The following is a 20043-nucleotide window of genomic DNA, read 5'->3' as shown; positions in this document are numbered from 1 at the left end:
TTTTCGCTTTATGAAGTTATCCCAATTTAAGTTTGACCTACCGTTAAATCTGATTGCTCAATACCCATCAAAACAGCGCGAAGAGAGCCGTTTGATGGTCGTGCACCGCAAAACAGGCAAAATTGAGCATAAAGTATTTCATGATATCAAGAAGTACTTCCATGATAAAGACGTAATGGTAGTGAACAACACCAAAGTATTCTCTGCCCGCCTTTACGGTAAGAAAGAGAAAACGGGTGCCAAAATTGAGGTATTCCTGCTGCGCGAACTGCATAAAGTCAACCGCTTATGGGATGTGATTGTTGATCCGGCCCGTAAGATCCGTGTGGGTAATAAGTTATACTTCGGCGACAATGACGAACTCGTTGCGGAAGTAATTGACAATACTACTTCCCGTGGCCGTACGATCCGCTTCCTTTTTGACGGAGACGACAGTGAATTCCGCGCAATGCTTGACCTGCTCGGAGAAACGCCGCTGCCTAAATACATTAAGCGCAAGCCCGACGCCGAGGATAAAGAACGTTACCAGACAGTGTATGCCAAGCATGAAGGAGCCGTTGCAGCACCAACCGCCGGGATGCACTTCAGCCGTGAGCTGATCAAACGCCTCGAGATAGTCGGTGTGAAATTCGCCGAAACAACCTTGCACATCGGGTTGGGTACTTTCCGCCAGATTGAAGTGGAAGATCTTTCCAAACATAAAATGGACGCGGAATATTTCGCGATTGATGAATATTCGACCAACCTCGTGAATCGTGCAAAACAGGAAGGCCGTCAGATCTGCGCTGTGGGCACTACCACGCTCAGGGCTCTGGAAAGTTCTGTTACGGCACAAGGCTTTCTGAAACCGGCAGACGGATGGACCAATCTTTTTATCCATCCTCCTTACGATTTTTCAATCGCTAATTCCCTCGTGACCAACTTCCACCTGCCTAAAACAAGCCTGATGATCATGACCTGTGCATTTGCAGGATACGATCTTACAATGGAAGCGTACCATACTGCAATTAAAGAAAAATACCGATTCTTCAGCTATGGCGATGCAATGCTGATAGTAGACTAAGAATAAATAGTTTCCTCTAAAAATCGAAAGCCGGCCCGAACAGCCGGCTTTTTATTACACATAAATTACATTCGATAATTTAAACATAAATAATTTTAGTATCAGGTTTCAATTTCATCAAAATAAAAAATGAAAATATCGCAATAAGTTTTCCATTTTTTAAAGATGTACAATACATTCGTGGCTGTTAGACGAACCAGATGTATCAGAAGAACCTAGTACTAGGCATGCTGGCGGCGTTATTTACGCCGCCAGTTTTGTTTGCCGCTCCGGGAACACTTATGCTTTCCGGGCAGATCCGTTACCGGGATGGTAACTTACTTACGGAAAGCTGTACGCTGCGCCTTCCCCGGCTCAGGCGTATCGAAACCACCGCCAGCGACGGAAGCTTTATGCTTGGTGACCTTCCCCCGGGGAAAATAACGGTACAGGTGTGGCTTTATGAGCAGTTTGCCGACTCCTTTACGGTGGCTTTAGGAGACTCCTCTCTGCAATTGGGTCCATTGCAGCTGGTGCCCCTGTCATTGTCGCACGCGGAAACAGCGACAACTCTTAATGAGGCAGGCAGCACCGAACAGGTCACCGCTGATGACGCGATTCTTCCGCAGGCAGGGATGCTGCTGAACAGCAATGACCTGTTTATTGCCAACAGTTTCACTTTTTCCGGTTATGGCTTCCGGGCGCGGGCATATCCGGGTCAGCAACAGGAAGTATACCTGGGCGGCGTCCTGCTCAACAGTCCGGTAGACAATCAGGCAAACTTTCAGCTTTGGTCCGGCTTGAGTGAAGTCATGAAAGCCCAGCGCTCCGGCAACCGTATTGAAGCTAACGCAGACGGACCGGGTGGATTGAGCGGTAGCAGGAATTACCTTTTGCATGCGCCCTATCAGACGCCGCAACGAAAGTTCAGCTACACGTTATCAAACCGTGGCTACGATCATCGCGTGCAATTCTTTTATTGTCCGGAAAAGACAACAAGCGGAATGATGTACAGCTGCGCAATAACACGTCAGTGGGCTATAGAAAGCCGCGTGCCCGCAACCGCGTCAGACCAGTATGCGCTCTATGCATCCGCGGCAAAGTCTTTCCGCAAAACGATGCTCGCAGCGAGTCTGGTGTATCAGAACAGCTACCGCGAGCTGAAGAGTGCCGCAACCGACGAAGTATACACACTCGCCGGAACGCATTATTACAATGCTAACTGGGGCTGGCAAAACGGCGTGAAAAGAAATGCACGCGGCGCCACTGCCGGAACTCCGCTTCTCGCACTGCACTGCGAACATACTCCCTCAGAAAATACACAATGGAGCTTCGCTCTCGCAACCCAGCTGTACATGCAGGCAAACCGCGGGCTCGACTGGCAGGACGCGCCCGATCCCAGACCCGACTACTACCGCAACTTACCCTCCTTTCTGAGCAAAGACAATCCGCAGGGAGCGGTCGCGGCAGAACAACTGCTTCTGGCGAACCCTTCGCGACTGCAAATTGACTGGATGCGGCTGTATGAAACGAATCAGCTCAATTACTATACCCATCAATATGCGGAAGAAGGACTTATTAAAAACATCTACGGCAGACGTGCGCTCTATGTGCTTGCCTCAGACGTGGAGCAGCAGCATACTATGCACTTCAGAACCCATGTCAGGCACGACATTACAGCCAACACACAGTTACATGCATCGTTTTCCTGGAACAGTACGCATGCCCATCGTTACAAACAACTGGACGACCTGTTGGGCGGCGACTATTTTCTGAACCATAACACCTATGCGCAACAAAGTTATCCCGGGAATGCCGATGCAATGCGGAACGACCTGAACACACCGGATAAAGAATTGCATAAAGGTGATCATTACAAATATGATTACCACATCTCGGCGCAGCATATCCAACTCTTCGCACAATTGGAAAAAGACTTCCGTCGCTGGACTTTATTTACGTCAGTCTCCGGTGCCGTAAACAGCATGCAGCGAACAGGAACATACAGAAACGGGCTCTTCCCCGGGCAATCTTTTGGAAAAGGAAGTACTTTACTGTTACCGGCTGTGACCTTAAAAAACGGATTAACCTGGAAAATCAACGGAAGGCATTATCTGAGTGCAAGAATATATCTCCGGCAAACAGGTCCCGAAGATTTTGATCAGGCATTTGTTGCACCAGCGATGAGAGACCAGCCGGCCGCCGCGGCCGGCATGTTGCAGTCTGTCATCGTGTCCGCTGAATGCGCTTATATCGTACACGCACCCAAATGGAATATCCAATTTAACGCTTACCAGACGGAGCGTCGCAATATCACGCAGATCCTGCGCTATTACAATGACGAGCCGGAGTACCAGTGCTTCGTCAATATGGTGCAGACCCATCTTAATATCCGGCATACGGGACTCGAATTTGCCGCGTCCTACGATCTCTCGCCCCGCATTACATTGAACGGGATCGCTGCAATAGGACAATCTTACTTTTCGAATAACCCGGATGTGCGCATATTCAGCGATAACGATACGGCATTATCAGAAGGACTAAAAAAAGTCAGCATCAGAAATTATTACGCCGGAGCAGGTCCTCAAACCGTTATAGGTGCCGGTTGCCGGATCAATGCGCCGCACAGATGGTCGCTGAAATTAAATGCCGGATACACCGACAGAAATTATGTGCGCATCAATGCAGGCAGGCGTTCCGCAGCAGCGGCTGAAAATATAGATCCCTCAGGTATTTCGGGCAAAGCAATCTTCAATCAGGAACGACTGCCTGCGGCATTGTTGTCAGACATGCTGCTGTCCAAATCTTTTCGCGTAAGAAAAAGTAAGACAAGACCGCGTGAGTATTTCATTTTTTTCTGTTACCTGAGTGTAAGTAATATCCTCAACCGCACAGACATCAAGACATCGGGTTATGAACAGTTACGTTACAATTTTACCGACAATGATCCGGAAACTTTCCCCAATAAATATATCTATGCTGTCGGCAGGACGTATGCCCTCGGAATAAACTTTAAATGGTAACTATGAAGACATGGAAATGGATGATATGCTGTGTGCCGATGCTTTGGGCTGATGCTGCATGTATCAGGAAAAACTACCCGGTTCCGCAACAGTCGGCGGATACAGCGACACTATGGCACTATCAGACGATTGCAGAATTCAAAGCAAATATGGGGTCTTCCGGAAGCAAGTCCGTCAACGAAGCGGTGATTATCAGCGGAAGTGTAACAGCAAACGACAGGACAGGTAATTTCTATAAACAGATCATCATTGACGACGGCACTGCCGCAATTCCCTTATTGCTGGATGGATACAGTCTTTATACCCTGTTCCCGGAAGGACGGCATATACAGATCCGCTGCAAAGGACTCACCACACAATTCAGCAATAAGCTGCCGCAGCTCGGCTACCGGTTAAACAGTCAAGGCACATTATTACCCATTCCCTGGCAGCTTATAGATATGTACATCACCAAAGGTGTGCCCGGTTCGTCACCTCAGCCTTTGCGGGTGCGCCTGAGTGAAGTACGTAAGGCATTACCCGAATTGCTGAACCGACTTGTCCTGATCGATTCCGCAGAATTTTCAGACACGACGATGCTGCAATCTTTTGCCGTATCTCCGGACCTGAGTTCCGCGACTAATCTGACAATCAGAGATTGCGACAGCAACACTATTTTATTGCGGACCAGCGGGTATTGCAGTTTCGCAACTGCGCCGGTTCCGAAAGGAAAAGGCTCGATTACCGCTGTGTATTCGGTGTACAATAATACACCGCAATTGATCCTGCGCGACACCTCTGATATTCATTTCACTGACCAACGATGCCCCTGACCGGCTTATGAAAAAACGATACATCACCCTGCTGTGCACCCCGCTGCTATTCGCTTCCTGCCTGCGAAAACCGATCGAATTTCCTAAAAACGATCCGAAACAGTTACAGTCCAATTACCGCCTGCGTGATCTGTCCGCGCTTCAGCCGGCAGAAGGTAAACCGGTGAGCATAACGGATAGTTTTATCGTGCACTGCCTGGTGCGTGCAGACGACTCAAGCGGCAACTTCTATAACCAGCTTATATTGGAAGACAGCACAGCGGGTATCGCGATGTTGCTGAATGCAAACAGCCTGTACACGCGTTTCCCGGAAAATGCCTCTGTTTATCTGTTGCTGAACGGCCTGTATCTGGGCAATAATCACGGCACCCTGCAGTTGGGCAGTACACCGGTTGCAGACAATAAGGGCATCCTGCAGGTAAGCGATATACCTGCGGCGCAGATAGATGCACACATTGTAACGGCAGCAGATCAAATAGACATTTCTTTGCAGGAGGTGAGCATCCGACAACTGAAAGACTCACCCGGAATTTATTGTAACCGGATTGTTCAACTCAGCGATGTGGAATGGCTAAACCCATTGAAGGATGAATATTTTGCTCCCGATGGAAACCCGGGGAATACCACACTGAGCGATTGCCGGGGAGATACAATCACGGTAAGAACCAGCAACTATGCGAGTTTCCATGCGCAAAACACACCAGCCGGCCATGGCATGCTGAAAGGCATCTTCAGCGTTTATAATACGGTGGGGCAATTGATACTACGCCACGCAAGTGATCTTGATATGACAGCTGTACGCTGCGATGGTTCTTCCGGTGCAATTGCAACAGAAATCAGTATAGCCGCACTGCGGAATTTCTATAAAGGCAAGGACACCGTCCTTCCTGCGTTAAGCATCAGAGGCGTGGTTACGAGTGATGAAGCGCATCAGAATTTTGGCACGGGTAATATTGTGCTGCAACAAGACAATAAAGGAATTACCGTTTACTTCGGATCGGCTGCAGGGGACCTCCCGGATATGGGAGACTCTGTAAGCATCAATATCACCGGAGCCACGCTCACTTCTTATAACGGCCTGCTTGAAATCAAAAATATTACCACTGCCAAGGTGAAGACATGTGCACAAAACATTTCCGTGACACCTATCACCGTGACAATAAAAGAACTCAACGATCATTTTACGGAATACGAGTCGGTGCTTATAAAAACAGAGAATGCACGTGTGGCAGGCGGAGGTAAATATTCGGGAAACAAAACGCTGAGCGACGCAAGCGGAAGCATCATATTATACACGAGCAGTTCCGCCACATTTGCCAATGAAACGATCCCCTCCATATCAAAAACATTCCGGGGAATCGCTACACCTTATGGCAGTACCAAAGAACTGAAAATAAGGTATCCGGCAATAGACGTTTACTAATCAACGTTTACGCAACTGCTTATAAATGCGGATCGCGCTCATCAGCAGTACCACAAAACCGATGAGTCCTGCCAGGCCCCAAACCAGGCTGATACCCTGCTTTACCACCACGAGCAGTACCACCGACACGAGGAAAATAGTCGCCACTTCATTCCATACCCGTAATTGCTGGGACGAGTACCGGAACCGGCCGGCAAGCTGCTGTCGCAAAATGCGGTGTAATGAAAAATGATACAGGTACAGAAAAAATACAAACACCAGTTTTAGCAGCAGCCAGCGCATCGGTTGTTCAAAAAGATAAGGCGCATATCCCATCCGTATGAGCAGCCAGGGGCCGAGCACCAGTGTTATGATCGCAGACGGCCAGGTAATCCCAAACCACAGACGGCGCATCATGATCGAAAATTGTTCCTGCAATACACGTCGCTCTGCTTCCGGCCGTTCCTGCGCTTCGGTGTTGTAAATAAACAGGCGCGGGATGTAAAACATCCCGGCAAACCAGGTCACAATGAAAATAATATGGAAGGCCTTAAGGTATAGCAATGAGTATCGGTTTATCAGTTTAATTTACCCACCCTGCGAGAGCTTTCACCCATTCCGGATGCGTGTTCATACAAGGGATCATCTGGTAGGTTGTTCCTCCGGCCTCCATAAACAGCTCCCTTCCGCGCATTTCAATCTCTTCAAGCGTTTCCAGGCAATCGCTCACGAATGCAGGACATAAGATCAGCAATTTCTTAATTCCTTCTTTCGGCATCTCGGCAAGCCGGAAATCTGTGTATGGCTTCAGCCAGGGATCTCTGCCTAAACGGCTTTGAAATGCATAGCTGTATTTTTCTTTCGGTACATTCAGTTGCTGCATCACAAGATGCATTGTGTCGAGGCATTGGTGACGGTAACAGAATGCATGCGCCGGAGAACTGCACTCGCAACAGTTGGCTGTGGACAGACAATGGTTACCGGTAGGATCACTTACCCGGAGATGCCGTTCGGGAATGCCATGATAGCTGAACAGGATATGATCATATTCCTGCTCCAGATAAGGTGCAATATTAGCGCTCATCGCGTTGATATAAGCATCATTATTATAATACGGCGGCACAATCTCCATGCGGAACTTATACCCTTCTTTTTTATGAATATCCTGTGCATATACCACAGCAGTTTCGTAGCTGCTCATCGCATAATGCGGATACATAGGCACCAGCAACACTTCTTTAAGGTTCGGCATAGAAGCTGCAAGCTTATCGAAAGTTGCTTTGGGAGACGGGTTTCCGTAGCGCATTGCGATTTCCACCGGATAAGTTGTTTGCTCCTGCAATGCGGCCTGCAATTGTCTGCTAATGACGATCAGCGGAGCGCCCTCATCGGTCCAGATAGTACTGTAGGCATGTGCCGACTTCGGAGCGCGGAAAGGGACAATGATCCCTTTCACCAGCAAAAGACGTGCGAGGTAGCCATATTTGTCGATCACGCGCTCATCCATCAGAAACTCGTTCAGGTACCGGCGTACATCGGGCACTGAAGGAGAATCGGGAGAACCGAGATTCATAAGTACTATTGCCTTTTCGGCATTCCTGTTTATTGCGTTTGCCATCGGGCGCAAAATTAATCGAAACTTTTGCAATTCGCGGTTTGTGTTACAGATGGAGTCCTCCCCTATTTGCAGTAAGTTTGCAGTGATGAAAAAAGTTTTCGGATTTTTTTGTATATGGAGTGCACTAAGCCTGCAATTGAAAGCGCAGGACTGGTCGTCTCCCGAAGCAGAACAAATTTATGAGCAGGGAATGCAAAGCCTGAACAGGGGAAATGCTGCCGAAGCAGTTGCTATTTTCCAGAAGATAGCACCCTCCGAACCAGGTAACCTCCGTGTAAAAAAATCGCTTGCTCAGGCATATCAGTTGAACGGCAATAACGAAAATGCGCTGGCAGTCCTCACCCCGGTGATAAACAACGGTAACGCCGACGCAGATGTATTTCGCATTGCAGCCCAGGCACAAAGCGGACTCAAAGACACGAAAAAAGCACAAAAAACGCTTGCTGCCGGTATTGAACGCTTTCCCAATTCTGGTTTGCTGTACTATGAGCAGGGCGTGATGTATAAGAATGAAAGGAAATTTGAAGATGCGTTGAAATCCTGGCTCGATGGTATCGCACACGACCCTGAATTCAGGCTCAACTATCATGAAGCCGCTATTGCGTATGTCCAGACAGACCAGCCGGTATGGGCGATATTATATGGTGAGATATTCGTGAATAAAGAGCCGAACACGCCCAGGGGTAATGAAACACGCATCCTGCTGCTCGATGCTTACCAGAAACTTTTCTTCACTCCGTCAAAAACCGCAGGCGGCAACCCGCTTTTATCAAGAGACCCGCGCAATTTTCAGGAAGCGGTGGAAAAGACGATGCTGAACCTGTTTTTCGTTGTGAGTGACGGCATCAACACCGAAAATCTCATTATGCTGAGAAGTCGCTTTATTGTCAGCTGGACGGACAATTATGCTGCTCAATATCCTTTCGGACTATTCCGGTATCAGGAAAATCTAATGCGCAACGGCTATTTTGACGCATACAACCAATGGTTGTTCGGGAATGCAGAAAATCCACAGCAGTTTTCCGGATGGAAGGGAAGTTTCGGAAAAGAATTAAAAGAAATGGAGCAATTCCGCGTGAAAAATCCGCTGACACTCACGGCGGCCGACGCCTACAATCAGCAACGCAATTTCAAGGGCTATTTCAACTTCGATAAGAAATCCGGGAATTAAAACGTTAAAATAGGTATCGGTGTCCCCCGATCCCTTTATTATATAATACTTTTGCCCCCTTTGGAGGCTTACATTACACCAAACAACTATGTCTTTTTCTTTAAGTTCCTGGCTCAGGCAATACACGTTAACAAGCGCCCTGATCGTTGCCCTCATTCCCGCTGCCGCGCAGGCGCAACCTGCAGGACAACTGGACCGCATTATAGCGAAAGTGGGTAAAAGCCGGATCATCCTGCAGTCGGAACTGGATTACAATTTCGCGCAGTACAAAATGGAGAATCCTGAAATGAGCGACACAATGAGGTGTACGCTGTTACAGGAAATGATCTTTCAGAAACTGCTTGCCGAGCAGGCAGAGCGCGACAGCGTCATTATCTCCGACGAAGAGGTGGATGCCAATATGGATCTTCGTTTGCGCAGATTTATCGAACAGGCAGGCTCGCAGGAGCGCCTGGAGCAGATGATGGGCAAAACGGTATACCAGATGAAAGACGAATCTCGCGAAATGATCCGCGAAAGTCTGGTAGCAGACCGTATGAAGGGACAGTTGTTCCAGAATGTGAAAATCACACCCGTAGAGGTAAGACGTTATTTTGAAAAAATACCTGCAGATAGTCTGCCTTTATTCCCGGCTTCCGTAGAGATCGGCCAGATTGTGATAGATCCTCCGGTAAGTCCGGAAATGGATGCCTACGCACGTACGCGTATAGAAGAGATCCGCAATGATATTAAATCCGGTAAAAGCTTTGAATCCATGGCATCGGCCTACAGCGCAGATCCCGGCTCCCGCGACCAGGGCGGCGATCTCGGTTGGGTATCGCGCGGACAAATGGTACCTGAATTTGAAAAGGCGGCATTCCGCCTGCAGGTCGGGGAGATATCCGGCATTGTGAAAACAGAATACGGATACCATATTATTCAGAATGTGGCCCGCGAGGGAGAAAAAGCGCATCTGCGGCATATTCTCATCCGCCAGGAGCGTACGAATGCCGATTATAAAGCAGCATTAATGAAGCTGGACAGTGTACGCGCCGAACTCTTAAGCGGAAAAACTACTTTCCAACTGGCAGTAGGTAAATACAGCAACGATAAAGCAAGCAAGCAGACAGGCGGTATCCTGAGTGACCCGCGCACCGGAAGCTCTAAATTGCAGATAAAAGACCTGGATCCGGCAATGGTGCTGGCGCTGGATAGTCTTCAGGAAGGCGGCTTCTCGCAGCCTCAGGTATTCACCAATCAGCTGACCGGCGAAAAATCCTGTCGTATTATTTATCTGAAGTCCCGCTCCCAGCCTCATAAGGCAAACCTTATAGACGATTACAGCAACATACAGGAAGTTGCATTGAGGCAGAAACAAATGGATAAGCAGTCTGAATGGCTTCGCGAAAAACTACCGACCTTTTATCTTAAAATAGACAAGGAATACCAGACCTGCCCTGAACTGGCACCCTGGGTTGCCGCAATGAATAAAAAACAGTTGTAAAAGAAAATGCCCGGTGTACGCCGGGCATTTTCTTTTATTCTTCGTCAAAAAGATCCCGCTCGAGTATCTCCATGCTTATGATATCCACCGCTTCGGCGAATGTGGGCGCACAATTCAGCAGGTCAATAGCGTCCTGCTGCTTCAGCAAGGCCGTTAATTCCGAAGGCGTATTGGCCAGTACAAAAGATTTACCTGTTTCATAAACGGATGCAGACAATTCGCAGGCGGGTTCAATGAAGTCCGCACTTACTTCCTGGCATACTGCACAATCGACAATATAGTTCCGGCTGCCCTGAGCAGACAGTTTCTCACACATATCTGCCAATTCCGCAGCCGCACCGGCATCAAGACTGCCGTTTTGGACGCTAATAAGGGTATATTGATCTTTGGTCTCAGTTTTGAATTGCATAAGCAGGAAAAGTTGATGAAGTTCCGGTACAAAAATAGCTTGCCTCCGAATAAGTTAAAAATAAAAACAGGCACAGAACAACTAATCCAATTCTCTTTAACTTTAACTGCATTAAAAGCTCATAAATGGATTCTAATTTCTCACCGAAAGTAAAGGAAATCATTTCTTACAGCCGAGAAGAAGCCCTTCGACTGGGAAATGATTTTATAGGAACGGAACACCTGTTGCTGGGCCTTCTCCGCGAAGGCGAAGGCGTTGCGATGAAGGTGCTCCAGAATATGAACATCGATATTTATTCTTTGCGTCACGAGGTTGAAAACGTTATCAAAGAAAAGACCACCAAGTCGGTTGATAACCTGAGCAGCCTGCCGCTTACCAAACAGGCGGAAAAAGTGATCCGCATCACCGTTCTGGAAGCCCGTGCGCTGAAAAGCCCTTCGGTCGAAACACAGCACCTGATGTTGTCGATCCTGAAAAACAAAGAAAACCCTGCGACCACTATTCTGCAGCAAATGGATGTTACATACGACAATTTCAAAGCCGAACTGAACATTCTGCAGGGAAACACGCCTGCTGCTGATTTCGACGGCGGAACCGGAGACGATTTCGACGAAGATGAGGAACGCAAACAATTTCAGCAGAAGAAACCGGCTCCGGGTGCCTCCAAGTCAAAAACACCTGTGCTGGATAACTTTGGTCGCGACGTAACCAAACAAGCGGAAACAGGCACCCTCGATCCGATAGTAGGCCGTGAGGAAGAAATCGAACGTGTATCTCAGATCCTTTCACGCCGTAAAAAAAACAACCCCATCCTTATCGGAGAGCCTGGAGTTGGTAAAACGGCGATCATCGAAGGACTTGCGTTGCGTATAGTTCAGCGTAAAGTATCACGCGTACTTTTCGACAAACGCGTCATTTCACTCGACCTTGCATCCCTTGTAGCGGGAACCAAATACCGCGGCCAGTTTGAAGAGCGTATGAAAGCGATCATGACCGAACTCGAGAAGAACAAGGATGTGATCCTGTTCATTGATGAAATTCATACCATCGTCGGAGCAGGCGGTGCAAGCGGTTCCCTGGATGCATCCAATATATTCAAACCTGCACTTGCGCGCGGCGATCTGCAATGTATCGGTGCTTCCACACTGGATGAGTACCGCATGTACATCGAGAAAGACGGCGCGCTGGACAGGCGTTTCCAGAAAGTACTGATCGAACAGCCAAGCGTTGATGAGACGATCCAGATCCTTTCCAACATTCAGAGTAAATACGAAGAGTTCCACAATGTTTCTTACAGTAAAGATGCGATCGAAGCATGTGTGAAACTGAGCGACCGTTATATGACGGACCGCCTGTTGCCGGACAAAGCGATCGATGTGCTGGACGAAGTAGGAGCACGTGTTCACCTGAAAAATATCAATGTTCCTCAGGCAATCATTGATCTGGAAGCTCAGATCGAAGAGATCAAACAGGAGAAAAACCGTGTTGTGAAAAGCCAGCGCTTTGAGGAAGCCGCAGCTTTACGCGACAAAGAGAAACGCCTGGGCGAAGAATTGGAAAAAGCGAAACAACAGTGGGAAGAGGAAGCCAAAAGCAAACGTATTCCTATTGAGGAAGAAGACATCGCTGAAGTAGTGAGTATGATGACGGGTATACCGGTTATGCGCATGGTGGAAGCGGAGAGTGCCAAGCTGATCCGTATGAACGAAGACCTTGCCGGCGCTGTGGTAGGTCAGGACGAAGCGATTGCCAAAGTGGTGAAAGCAATCCAGCGGAACCGCGTAGGTCTGAAAGATCCGCGCAAACCGATCGGTTCGTTTATCTTCCTGGGTCCGACCGGTGTCGGAAAGACAGAGCTGGCGCGATCCCTGGCACGCTATATGTTCGACAGTGAAGATGCGCTGGTGCGTATCGACATGAGTGAGTACATGGAAAAATTCGCATTGACGCGCCTGATCGGAGCGCCTCCCGGATATGTAGGTTACGAAGAAGGTGGCCAGCTTACAGAGAAAATCCGCCGCAAACCCTATAGTGTGGTGCTGCTGGACGAGATCGAAAAAGCCCATCCGGACATTTTCAATATCCTGCTGCAGGTGCTTGATGACGGCCAGCTGACCGACGGTCTGGGACGTAAAGTGGATTTTAAAAATACGCTTATCATCATGACTTCGAATATCGGTGTTCGCCAGTTGAAAGATTTTGGTGACGGAGTAGGATTTGCCACTTCAGCCAAACAATCTACTGTAGAAGAGAGCAATAAAGGAGTTATCGAAAAGGCGCTGAAACGAACGTTCTCTCCGGAGTTCCTCAACCGTATCGACGATGTGATCATTTTTAACTCCCTGGAGCAAAAAGACATCAACAAGATCATCGACATCATTATGAAAGGCGTACTGAAACGCCTGAATACGCTTGGTTTTGAGCTGAATGTAAGTGATGAAGCCAAGAAATTCATTGCCGATAAAGGCTATGATCAGCAATTCGGAGCGCGTCCATTGCACAGGGCCATCCAGAAATACCTGGAAGACCCGCTCGCAGAGGAGATCCTGAATCACCGGATCATCAGCGGCGATGTGGTAACAGCCGATTACGACGATACAGATCACAAGATCGTATTCTCCGTGGATCGGAAGAAACCCACTGAAGAGACAAGTCAGACACAACAATAAATATAACCCCGGGCATTTTAGTCCGGGGTTTTTGTTTACAGCACTTCTTAGCGATAACTTAAAGTAACCGGTGCAGTCATTTACTGCGCATTTGAAGAATGATATGTCTTATCTTAGCCGAAGAAAGCACCACCCTTACGTATAATGATCGAAATTCAGCACATTAATAAAGGATTTGAAGAAAAAAAAGTACTGCTGGATGTAAGCGCTACCATGCTTGCAGGGAAAACCAATCTGATAATCGGAACCAGCGGAAGCGGGAAGACGGTATTGATGAAGATCATGGTGGGACTGATGTCTCCGGACAGTGGCAGCGTGCTGTATGAAGGAAGGAACATTTTTGATCTGGATGACAAGGAACTGAAGGAAATACGTACTCAGATCGGCATGCTGTTTCAGGGTTCTGCGCTGTTCGACAGCCAGACTGTAGAGCAGAATATCATGTTCCCACTGGATATGTTCACCCGTAAAACACGCCGTGAAAAACTCGCCAGAGCGAATGAGGTGCTGGAACGCGTGAACCTGCAGGGCGCCAACAAAAAATTCCCGGCCGAAATCAGCGGCGGTATGAAAAAAAGGGTCGCTCTTGCAAGGGCAATCGTGCTGAATCCCAAATATCTTTTCTGCGATGAACCGAACTCCGGGCTTGATCCGCAGACATCTATCCTGATCGACGAACTGATTTACGACCTGACGAAAGAATACAATATCACCACAGTGATCAATACCCATGATATGAATACCGTAATGGAACGCGGGGATCACATCGTGTATATGCATCAGGGCAAAAAGAAATGGGAAGGCTCGAATAAAGAGATCATCTTCAGTGATGACGAAGATCTGAACAAATTCATTTTCGCATCGGACTTCCTGCGTAAGGCTAAAGAAATCATGATGAGTGAACAGAAAGCAATCTGACACTTCGAACAAAACAAAAGCCGTCTCCTGAAGAGACGGCTTTCATTTTTCTAAAAAATCAGCTTAATTCAGCACTACGTTCTGAGCCAGACTGAGGCTGTCTGCCCATTCCTTTAAAGAAGGAAACTGCTCGTCTATCATATCGTGTGGCAACTCAAACGGTTGCTGCGTAGTGGCTATAAATACGGTGTGCATACCCATTCGCTTACCGAAAAGCATATCGCTCAGGTTATTGCCGACCATTACGCTTTTATGGAAATCAATTTGTTCAAAGTCCTCTTTCGCCTGCATCGCCATTCCTACGTTAGGCTTCCGGTTTGGGTCCTGATCGTCTACCGAAGTACACGCGTAAATACTGTCTATACGACCGCCGTTTTCGGAAACAACATGCTGCATATTGTGATGAATCAGGCGCAGATCTTCAATATCCATTATACCACGTCCTACCCCGCGCTGGTTCGTCACAACGACAATGTTACCGAAGGTATTGCCCAATGCGGCAAGTGCCGGCAACACTCCTTCACAGAAAGAGAAACCGTCCCAGCTGGTGACATACGTTCCCTGAATTTCCTGGTTGATTACTCCGTCACGATCGAGAAACAAAGACCAGTCTTTGGTATATTTTGTTTTATTCATGATTGACAGATGGGTTTTCTATTTGCGTTCACTAAATAACTGCTCTTCTACCAACTGGCAGATGATATGACCAATCATGATATGGCATTCCTGGATGCGTGGTGTATCGGTAGAAGGAACATTGAGCAGATAGCCGCAAAGATCTTTCATCTTACCGCCACCTGCCCCGGTTAGCGCTATGGTAATCATACCGCATTCTTCGGCCTGGGTCATGGCATTCAGGATATTCAGCGAATTTCCGGAAGTGCTCAGTGCCACCAGTACATCGCCGGGTTTGCCTGTACCTTTGATCATACGACTATATACGTAATCGTAGCCATAATCGTTTGCAACGGCAGTGAGATAAGAGGTATTACAATGCAAAGCCTCGGACGGCAGCGGATTACGATCGCTGTAAAAGCGTCCGCTGAATTCTGCGGCAAGGTGTTGGGCATCAGCAGCACTACCGCCGTTTCCACAGAAAAGCACTTTTCCGCCATTGTTAAAGCAGGAAACAATACACTGTACCACATCGCTGATGGTTTGCACGAGATGTTCGTCTGCCAAAAGCGCCTGCTTTGTCTCGATGGATGCGTTAATGATATCTTTAATCCTGGTCATAGAGTTGTAACTGTTCAAAAATACAAAAACCGCCTTGCAAAGCGATTACCGCTCACGCATATAAATAAATCAACCACGTCTTGCTGCAAAAAAGTCTTTCATCAGCTGAGCGCATTCCTGCCCCATAATACCATAAGATAGCGAAGCCTTCGGATGAAACGGGTTCTGATTGCCCGCAATACGCTTATAGCCGTTCTTCGGATCGGAAGCGCCGAATACGATGCGTCCTACCTTACTCCAGTAAATGGCCCCGGCACACATCAGGCATGGCTCGACGGTAACATACAAAGTTGCTTCAGGAAGATATTTCGCGCCGATCTGGTTGCAGGCTGCGGTGATCGCTATCATTTCCGCGTGGGCGGTACTATCGCTCAACTGTTCCACCTGATTGGACCCGCGTCCTATGATCTTATTATTCCAGACCACCACCGCGCCCACAGGTACTTCGCCTGCGTCGTAAGCCTGTTGCGCCATGCGCAGCGCTTCTTTCATAAAGTGTGTATCATCATACATCCGGTTATTCTTTATTTCGGGTATCAATTAAAATAGTAACGGGCCCGTCATTTGTGAGCGGCACTTTCATATCCGCACCAAACGTTCCGCTTGCAACCGGGTTTCCGGTAAGCTCTGCCAGTTGTTGCTTGCAAAATTCGTATAAGGGAATAGCCGCTTCCGGCCTTGCTGCCTCAATAAAAGACGGACGGTTGCCTTTCCGGTAAGATGCGATCAGCGTAAACTGACTAACCAGCAGGATTGCTCCCGAAGCCTGCATTACCGATTCATTCATCAGTCCCTGGCCGTCGGCAAAAATCCGGAGACCGGCTATTTTCTGACACAACCAAAGGGCGTCTTCTTCCGTATCATCTTTATGTATACCTAAAAGAATGAGCATACCCTGGCCTATCCGGCTTTTAACCACACCGTCGATACTGACGGAAGCTTCGGAAACACGTTGAATAACCGCTTTCATGAACGGCAAATGTAAAGTTCATTTTTACTTTTTCAAGTGCCGCTGCGCAATATATCCACTGCCAGCAATACACCGGAGCCAAGACAGATCACCCCCACGATATTTTTCAGCAGGTTACGCCGGATGCTGAAGCGTTCTATCAGCTTATTGCCGTAGCGTATGTACAGCAGAAAAACGATCAGGGATCCTGCGCAGTTCGCAATTGACAGCAAAAGGAAATGGCCGCTGTCGGGAAGCAGCAATTGCTTGCGTATCAGCAACAGGCCCCAGAAAAACCAGAAAGGAATTTGCTGGGGATGTATGACCACCGACCAATATCCGCGCCGGATAATATTTTCCTGCAGCGCTTCCTGTGGTTTCGAAGACTCCATTAAGGTCCATAATCCTATTGCAAACAAAAATCCGATCGAAAGATACTGGGCAATGCGTATCACAAGGGGATAATGCATCAGCCGTTCCAGCATATATAAAGTACCGAAGCAATATGCGCCTTCAAAGACAAGCGCCAGAATGCAGAAAAAAACCAGCGATGAGCGGCTACCTTTACGGTTCAGTTCCAGCAAACAAAGATTGACATTGTTTACCATGATGTACCCGACAATACCTATTATTAATCCTATGAGAATGATGATCATGAAGTCCTTTTATCAGTGTTGGAAACCTGGCACTAAATTAAAGGAGACGCGATCAGCCGGACCGCAAGATTATGTGAAAAGATAATTACTATTTGCTGTACACCTCGCGGAAATATGCGACAGTGCGTTGCAAACCGTCTGAAAAACGATATTGCGGATCGTAACCAAGCAAGGTTCTGGCACGCGAAATATCCGCAAGCGAATTACGGATGTCTCCTTCCCTTTCCTGGCGATAGGTAGCCTCATGCTCGATGCCCAGGAGATCACGGATAGCGTGGTACAGAAAGTTCACAGAAAAATTTTCGCCGACCGCAATATTGTACACTTTGCCAAAAGCTTCTTTGTTGTCGGTAAGCATCCCGCGGATATTGGCCTGCACTGCATTATCCACATAGGTGAAATCGCGTGTCTGTTCGCCGTCTCCGTTGATGAACACCGGTGTTCCGTTAATAATCCCCGACACAAACAGGGGCATAACGGCGGCATACGGGCCATTGGGGTCCTGCCGCTCGCCGAATACATTAAAGTATCTGAAACCGATTATCTGCATACCGTATAAACGGACAAATACATCTGCATACAATTCATTGGTCTTCTTGGTGACAGCATAAGGCGATAAAGGATTTCCAACCCTTTCCTCATGTTTGGGCAGATTCGGTTCGTCTCCGTAAACCGCAGAAGAAGACGCATACACAAATGTTGTGACTCCGCTGTCCTTCGCTGCGGTAAGCATGTTCAGGAAACCGTTCACATTTACAGCGTTGCTGGATACAGGATCGTTCACCGAACGCGGAACGGATCCGAGAGCGGCCTGATGAGTGACATATTGAATGCCTTCACAAGCGCGCAGACAGGTATCATAATCCCGTATATCCCCGTTCACAAATTCGTATGCCGGATGAGCAGTGTATAAATCCACATTCGACTGAAGTCCTGTTGCCAGATTATCCAGTACCCGCACTTTCGCAGCCCCGTGCTGCAGCAGATAGCCTACGATATGCGAACCGATAAAGCCGGCGCCACCGGTAACGAGGAACGTTTTATTGCTTAAGTCAGCGGAATGGAAAACGGACATGAATTAGAGACTCCAGTATTTGAGATGAGCAATCTTGTTTCGGTAAATACCCTTCAGATCAGCAAGGAATGCTCCGGGCTTGGTAATGCTTTTGAAATAATCTTCTTCAAGACCTGTGTAAGCCGCATGGTTGACCGCAACGATCACCGCATCATAATCGGATGCGAGCTGTTCCTGCAGACCAAATCCATATTCGTGCTGCAATTCCGCACTATCCGCATGAGAGTCGGTCACGTGTACAGTTACCTGGTACGCTTCAAGCTCCTTCACCACATCTGCTACTTTAGAGTTGCGGATGTCAGACACGTTTTCTTTAAACGTACAGCCCATGATCAGTACTTTGGAATGCCCGACATTGGTACCGGCTTTAATAATAGCCTGAACGGTTTTCTTGGCCACATACGCAGCCATTTCATCGTTGATCGTACGGCCGGAAAGGATCACACGAGAGTTGTAGCCCAGCTGTGCAGATTTGTAGGTGAGGTAATAAGGGTCCACACCGATACAATGCCCGCCAACCAAACCAGGTGAAAACTTCAGGAAGTTCCATTTCGTTCCCGCTGCTTCCAGCACTTCGAATGTATTGATGCCCATTTTATCAAAAATGATGGACAATTCGTTCATTAACGCAATATTCAGATCACGTTGGGTATTTTCAATGATTTTCGCGGCTTCAGCGACTTTCACGGAAGATGCGCGGTGCACGCCTGCGCTCACGACCAGTTCGTACGTTTGTGCAATTTCTTCCAGTGCTTCAGCGTCTGAACCGGAAACCACTTTTACCACATTTTCGAGGGTATGCACCTTGTCTCCCGGATTAATCCGCTCAGGAGAATAGCCATATTTAAAATCTGCTCCGGCCTTCAGTCCGGATATTTTTTCGATCACCGGCAAACAATCTTCCTCCGTGCATCCGGGGTAAACCGTCGATTCAAAGACCACATAGTCCCCTTTCTTGATCACTTTACCGAGCGTCTCCGAAGCGCGCAGGACAGGTGTCAGATCCGGCACATTATGATTATCAACAGGTGTGGGAACCGCCACTACATAAAAATTGGCTTCCTTCAGCTGTTCAATATCGCTTGTAAACGTAATATCACAATTATCGAAAGCTGCAGACTCCAGTTCGTTACTGGGGTCTATCTTATTGCGCATCATACCAACACGGCTTTCATTGATATCAAAACCAATCACTTTTACTTTCCGGGCGAATGCCAGGGCTATCGGCAAACCGACATATCCCAGTCCCACGAGCGCAATTTTTGATTCTTTTGATACTATTTTATGATACATCAGGGCGTCTTTAGTGAGAGCAAAAATAAGGTGATATTTGTCGAATTGCTAATTTTCTGACTCATTTTCACCAGTATTTCAGGAATTGACCGTTCGGCAAAAACAAAGGCCACCGTTTCCGGAGGCCTTTGCGAATAATAATTATACAGGGCGTTTTTATCTCACGAGGTTAACGTCGCCTTTAAGGGTCTGTGTGGTTCCATCCGGATACCCCACCGTTATGAGGTAGTTGTATACCCCCATATCTGCAGGTTTACCATTATAGGTACCATCCCAGCCATCATTGA

General features: G+C 47.8%; 18 protein-coding genes. 8 read left to right on the top strand and 10 right to left on the bottom strand.

All coding sequences use genetic code 11. The features are described from left to right. The first annotated feature begins 10 nt into the window (after positions 1–10). From queA to ABD846_RS00075, 4 genes are all read left to right on the top strand, one after another. A complete protein-coding gene (gene queA, locus ABD846_RS00090) occupies positions 11–1063 on the top strand; it encodes a tRNA preQ1(34) S-adenosylmethionine ribosyltransferase-isomerase QueA (RefSeq protein WP_344821425.1) in 1053 nt (350 codons plus the stop codon). Between the two features lie 227 nt (positions 1064–1290). Then, positions 1291–4065 carry a hypothetical protein gene (locus ABD846_RS00085; RefSeq protein ID WP_344821423.1) on the top strand — a complete coding sequence of 925 codons (2775 nt, stop codon included), beginning with the start codon at positions 1291–1293 and terminating at the stop codon, positions 4063–4065. Between the two features lie 2 nt (positions 4066–4067). Beyond that, the gene (locus ABD846_RS00080; RefSeq protein ID WP_344821421.1) at positions 4068–4877 is read left to right on the top strand and encodes a DUF5689 domain-containing protein; all 810 of its coding nucleotides are present in this window, start codon (positions 4068–4070) and stop codon (positions 4875–4877) included. A 7-nt stretch (positions 4878–4884) separates the two neighbouring features. Next, on the top strand, positions 4885–6300 hold the full coding sequence (locus ABD846_RS00075) for a DUF5689 domain-containing protein (RefSeq protein ID WP_344821419.1): 1416 nt from the start codon (positions 4885–4887) through the stop codon (positions 6298–6300). On the opposite strand, the gene ABD846_RS00070 is transcribed toward ABD846_RS00075, so the two are convergent. Both ABD846_RS00070 and hemH read right to left on the bottom strand, forming a co-directional pair. Beyond that, positions 6301–6843 carry a CopD family protein gene (locus ABD846_RS00070; protein WP_344821417.1) on the bottom strand — a complete coding sequence of 181 codons (543 nt, stop codon included), beginning with the start codon at positions 6841–6843 and terminating at the stop codon, positions 6301–6303. Positions 6844–6862: 19 nt separating this feature from the next. Beyond that, positions 6863–7897: a ferrochelatase gene (hemH, locus tag ABD846_RS00065; RefSeq protein WP_344821415.1), complete on the bottom strand. Its 1035-nt coding sequence runs from the start codon at positions 7895–7897 to the stop codon at positions 6863–6865. A gap of 85 nt (positions 7898–7982) precedes the next feature. On the opposite strand from hemH, the gene ABD846_RS00060 reads away from it, so the two are divergent. Then, entirely contained in the window at positions 7983–9068 is a 1086-nt protein-coding gene (locus ABD846_RS00060) for a tetratricopeptide repeat protein (protein ID WP_344821413.1), read from the top strand. Positions 9069–9156: 88 nt separating this feature from the next. After that, positions 9157–10551, top strand: a complete 1395-nt coding sequence (locus ABD846_RS00055) for a peptidylprolyl isomerase (protein WP_344821411.1) — start codon at positions 9157–9159, stop codon at positions 10549–10551. A 34-nt stretch (positions 10552–10585) separates the two neighbouring features. Here the strand turns inward: ABD846_RS00055 and ABD846_RS00050 are convergent, their stop codons facing one another. Beyond that, positions 10586–10960, bottom strand: coding sequence for an STAS domain-containing protein (locus tag ABD846_RS00050; protein ID WP_344821409.1), 375 nt, complete (start codon positions 10958–10960; stop codon positions 10586–10588). A 125-nt stretch (positions 10961–11085) separates the two neighbouring features. Here ABD846_RS00050 and ABD846_RS00045 point away from each other — a divergent pair, with 125 nt between their 5' ends. Together ABD846_RS00045 and ABD846_RS00040 are read left to right on the top strand one after the other, a co-directional pair. Continuing rightward, positions 11086–13629 carry an ATP-dependent Clp protease ATP-binding subunit gene (locus tag ABD846_RS00045; protein ID WP_344821407.1) on the top strand — a complete coding sequence of 848 codons (2544 nt, stop codon included), beginning with the start codon at positions 11086–11088 and terminating at the stop codon, positions 13627–13629. A gap of 144 nt (positions 13630–13773) precedes the next feature. After that, positions 13774–14547, top strand: a complete 774-nt coding sequence (locus ABD846_RS00040; RefSeq protein WP_344821405.1) for an ABC transporter ATP-binding protein — start codon at positions 13774–13776, stop codon at positions 14545–14547. A 63-nt stretch (positions 14548–14610) separates the two neighbouring features. On the opposite strand, the gene ABD846_RS00035 is transcribed toward ABD846_RS00040, so the two are convergent. The 7 genes from ABD846_RS00035 to ABD846_RS00005 all read right to left on the bottom strand — a co-directional run bounded on the left by ABD846_RS00035 (position 14611) and on the right by ABD846_RS00005 (position 19756). Further along, on the bottom strand, positions 14611–15183 hold the full coding sequence (locus tag ABD846_RS00035) for a D-glycero-alpha-D-manno-heptose-1,7-bisphosphate 7-phosphatase (protein ID WP_344821403.1): 573 nt from the start codon (positions 15181–15183) through the stop codon (positions 14611–14613). An 18-nt stretch (positions 15184–15201) separates the two neighbouring features. Beyond that, entirely contained in the window at positions 15202–15783 is a 582-nt protein-coding gene (locus ABD846_RS00030; protein WP_344821401.1) for a D-sedoheptulose-7-phosphate isomerase, read from the bottom strand. Between the two features lie 69 nt (positions 15784–15852). After that, positions 15853–16296 (bottom strand): nucleoside deaminase, encoded by a 444-nt coding sequence (locus ABD846_RS00025; RefSeq protein ID WP_344821399.1) that lies wholly within the window; start codon positions 16294–16296, stop codon positions 15853–15855. A gap of 4 nt (positions 16297–16300) precedes the next feature. Further along, on the bottom strand, positions 16301–16753 hold the full coding sequence (dtd, locus tag ABD846_RS00020; RefSeq protein WP_344821398.1) for a D-aminoacyl-tRNA deacylase: 453 nt from the start codon (positions 16751–16753) through the stop codon (positions 16301–16303). Between the two features lie 32 nt (positions 16754–16785). Continuing rightward, positions 16786–17388 carry a hypothetical protein gene (locus ABD846_RS00015; protein ID WP_344821396.1) on the bottom strand — a complete coding sequence of 201 codons (603 nt, stop codon included), beginning with the start codon at positions 17386–17388 and terminating at the stop codon, positions 16786–16788. Between the two features lie 88 nt (positions 17389–17476). Continuing rightward, positions 17477–18463: an SDR family oxidoreductase gene (locus ABD846_RS00010; protein ID WP_344821394.1), complete on the bottom strand. Its 987-nt coding sequence runs from the start codon at positions 18461–18463 to the stop codon at positions 17477–17479. A gap of 3 nt (positions 18464–18466) precedes the next feature. Continuing rightward, positions 18467–19756, bottom strand: coding sequence for a nucleotide sugar dehydrogenase (locus ABD846_RS00005; RefSeq protein ID WP_344821392.1), 1290 nt, complete (start codon positions 19754–19756; stop codon positions 18467–18469). Between the last annotated feature and the right edge of the window lie 287 nt (positions 19757–20043).

Source organism: Rurimicrobium arvi, from assembly GCF_039540495.1.
Lineage (GTDB): Bacteria > Bacteroidota > Bacteroidia > Chitinophagales > Chitinophagaceae > Rurimicrobium > Rurimicrobium arvi.
This window is presented reverse-complemented; position numbering and strand designations above follow the sequence as displayed.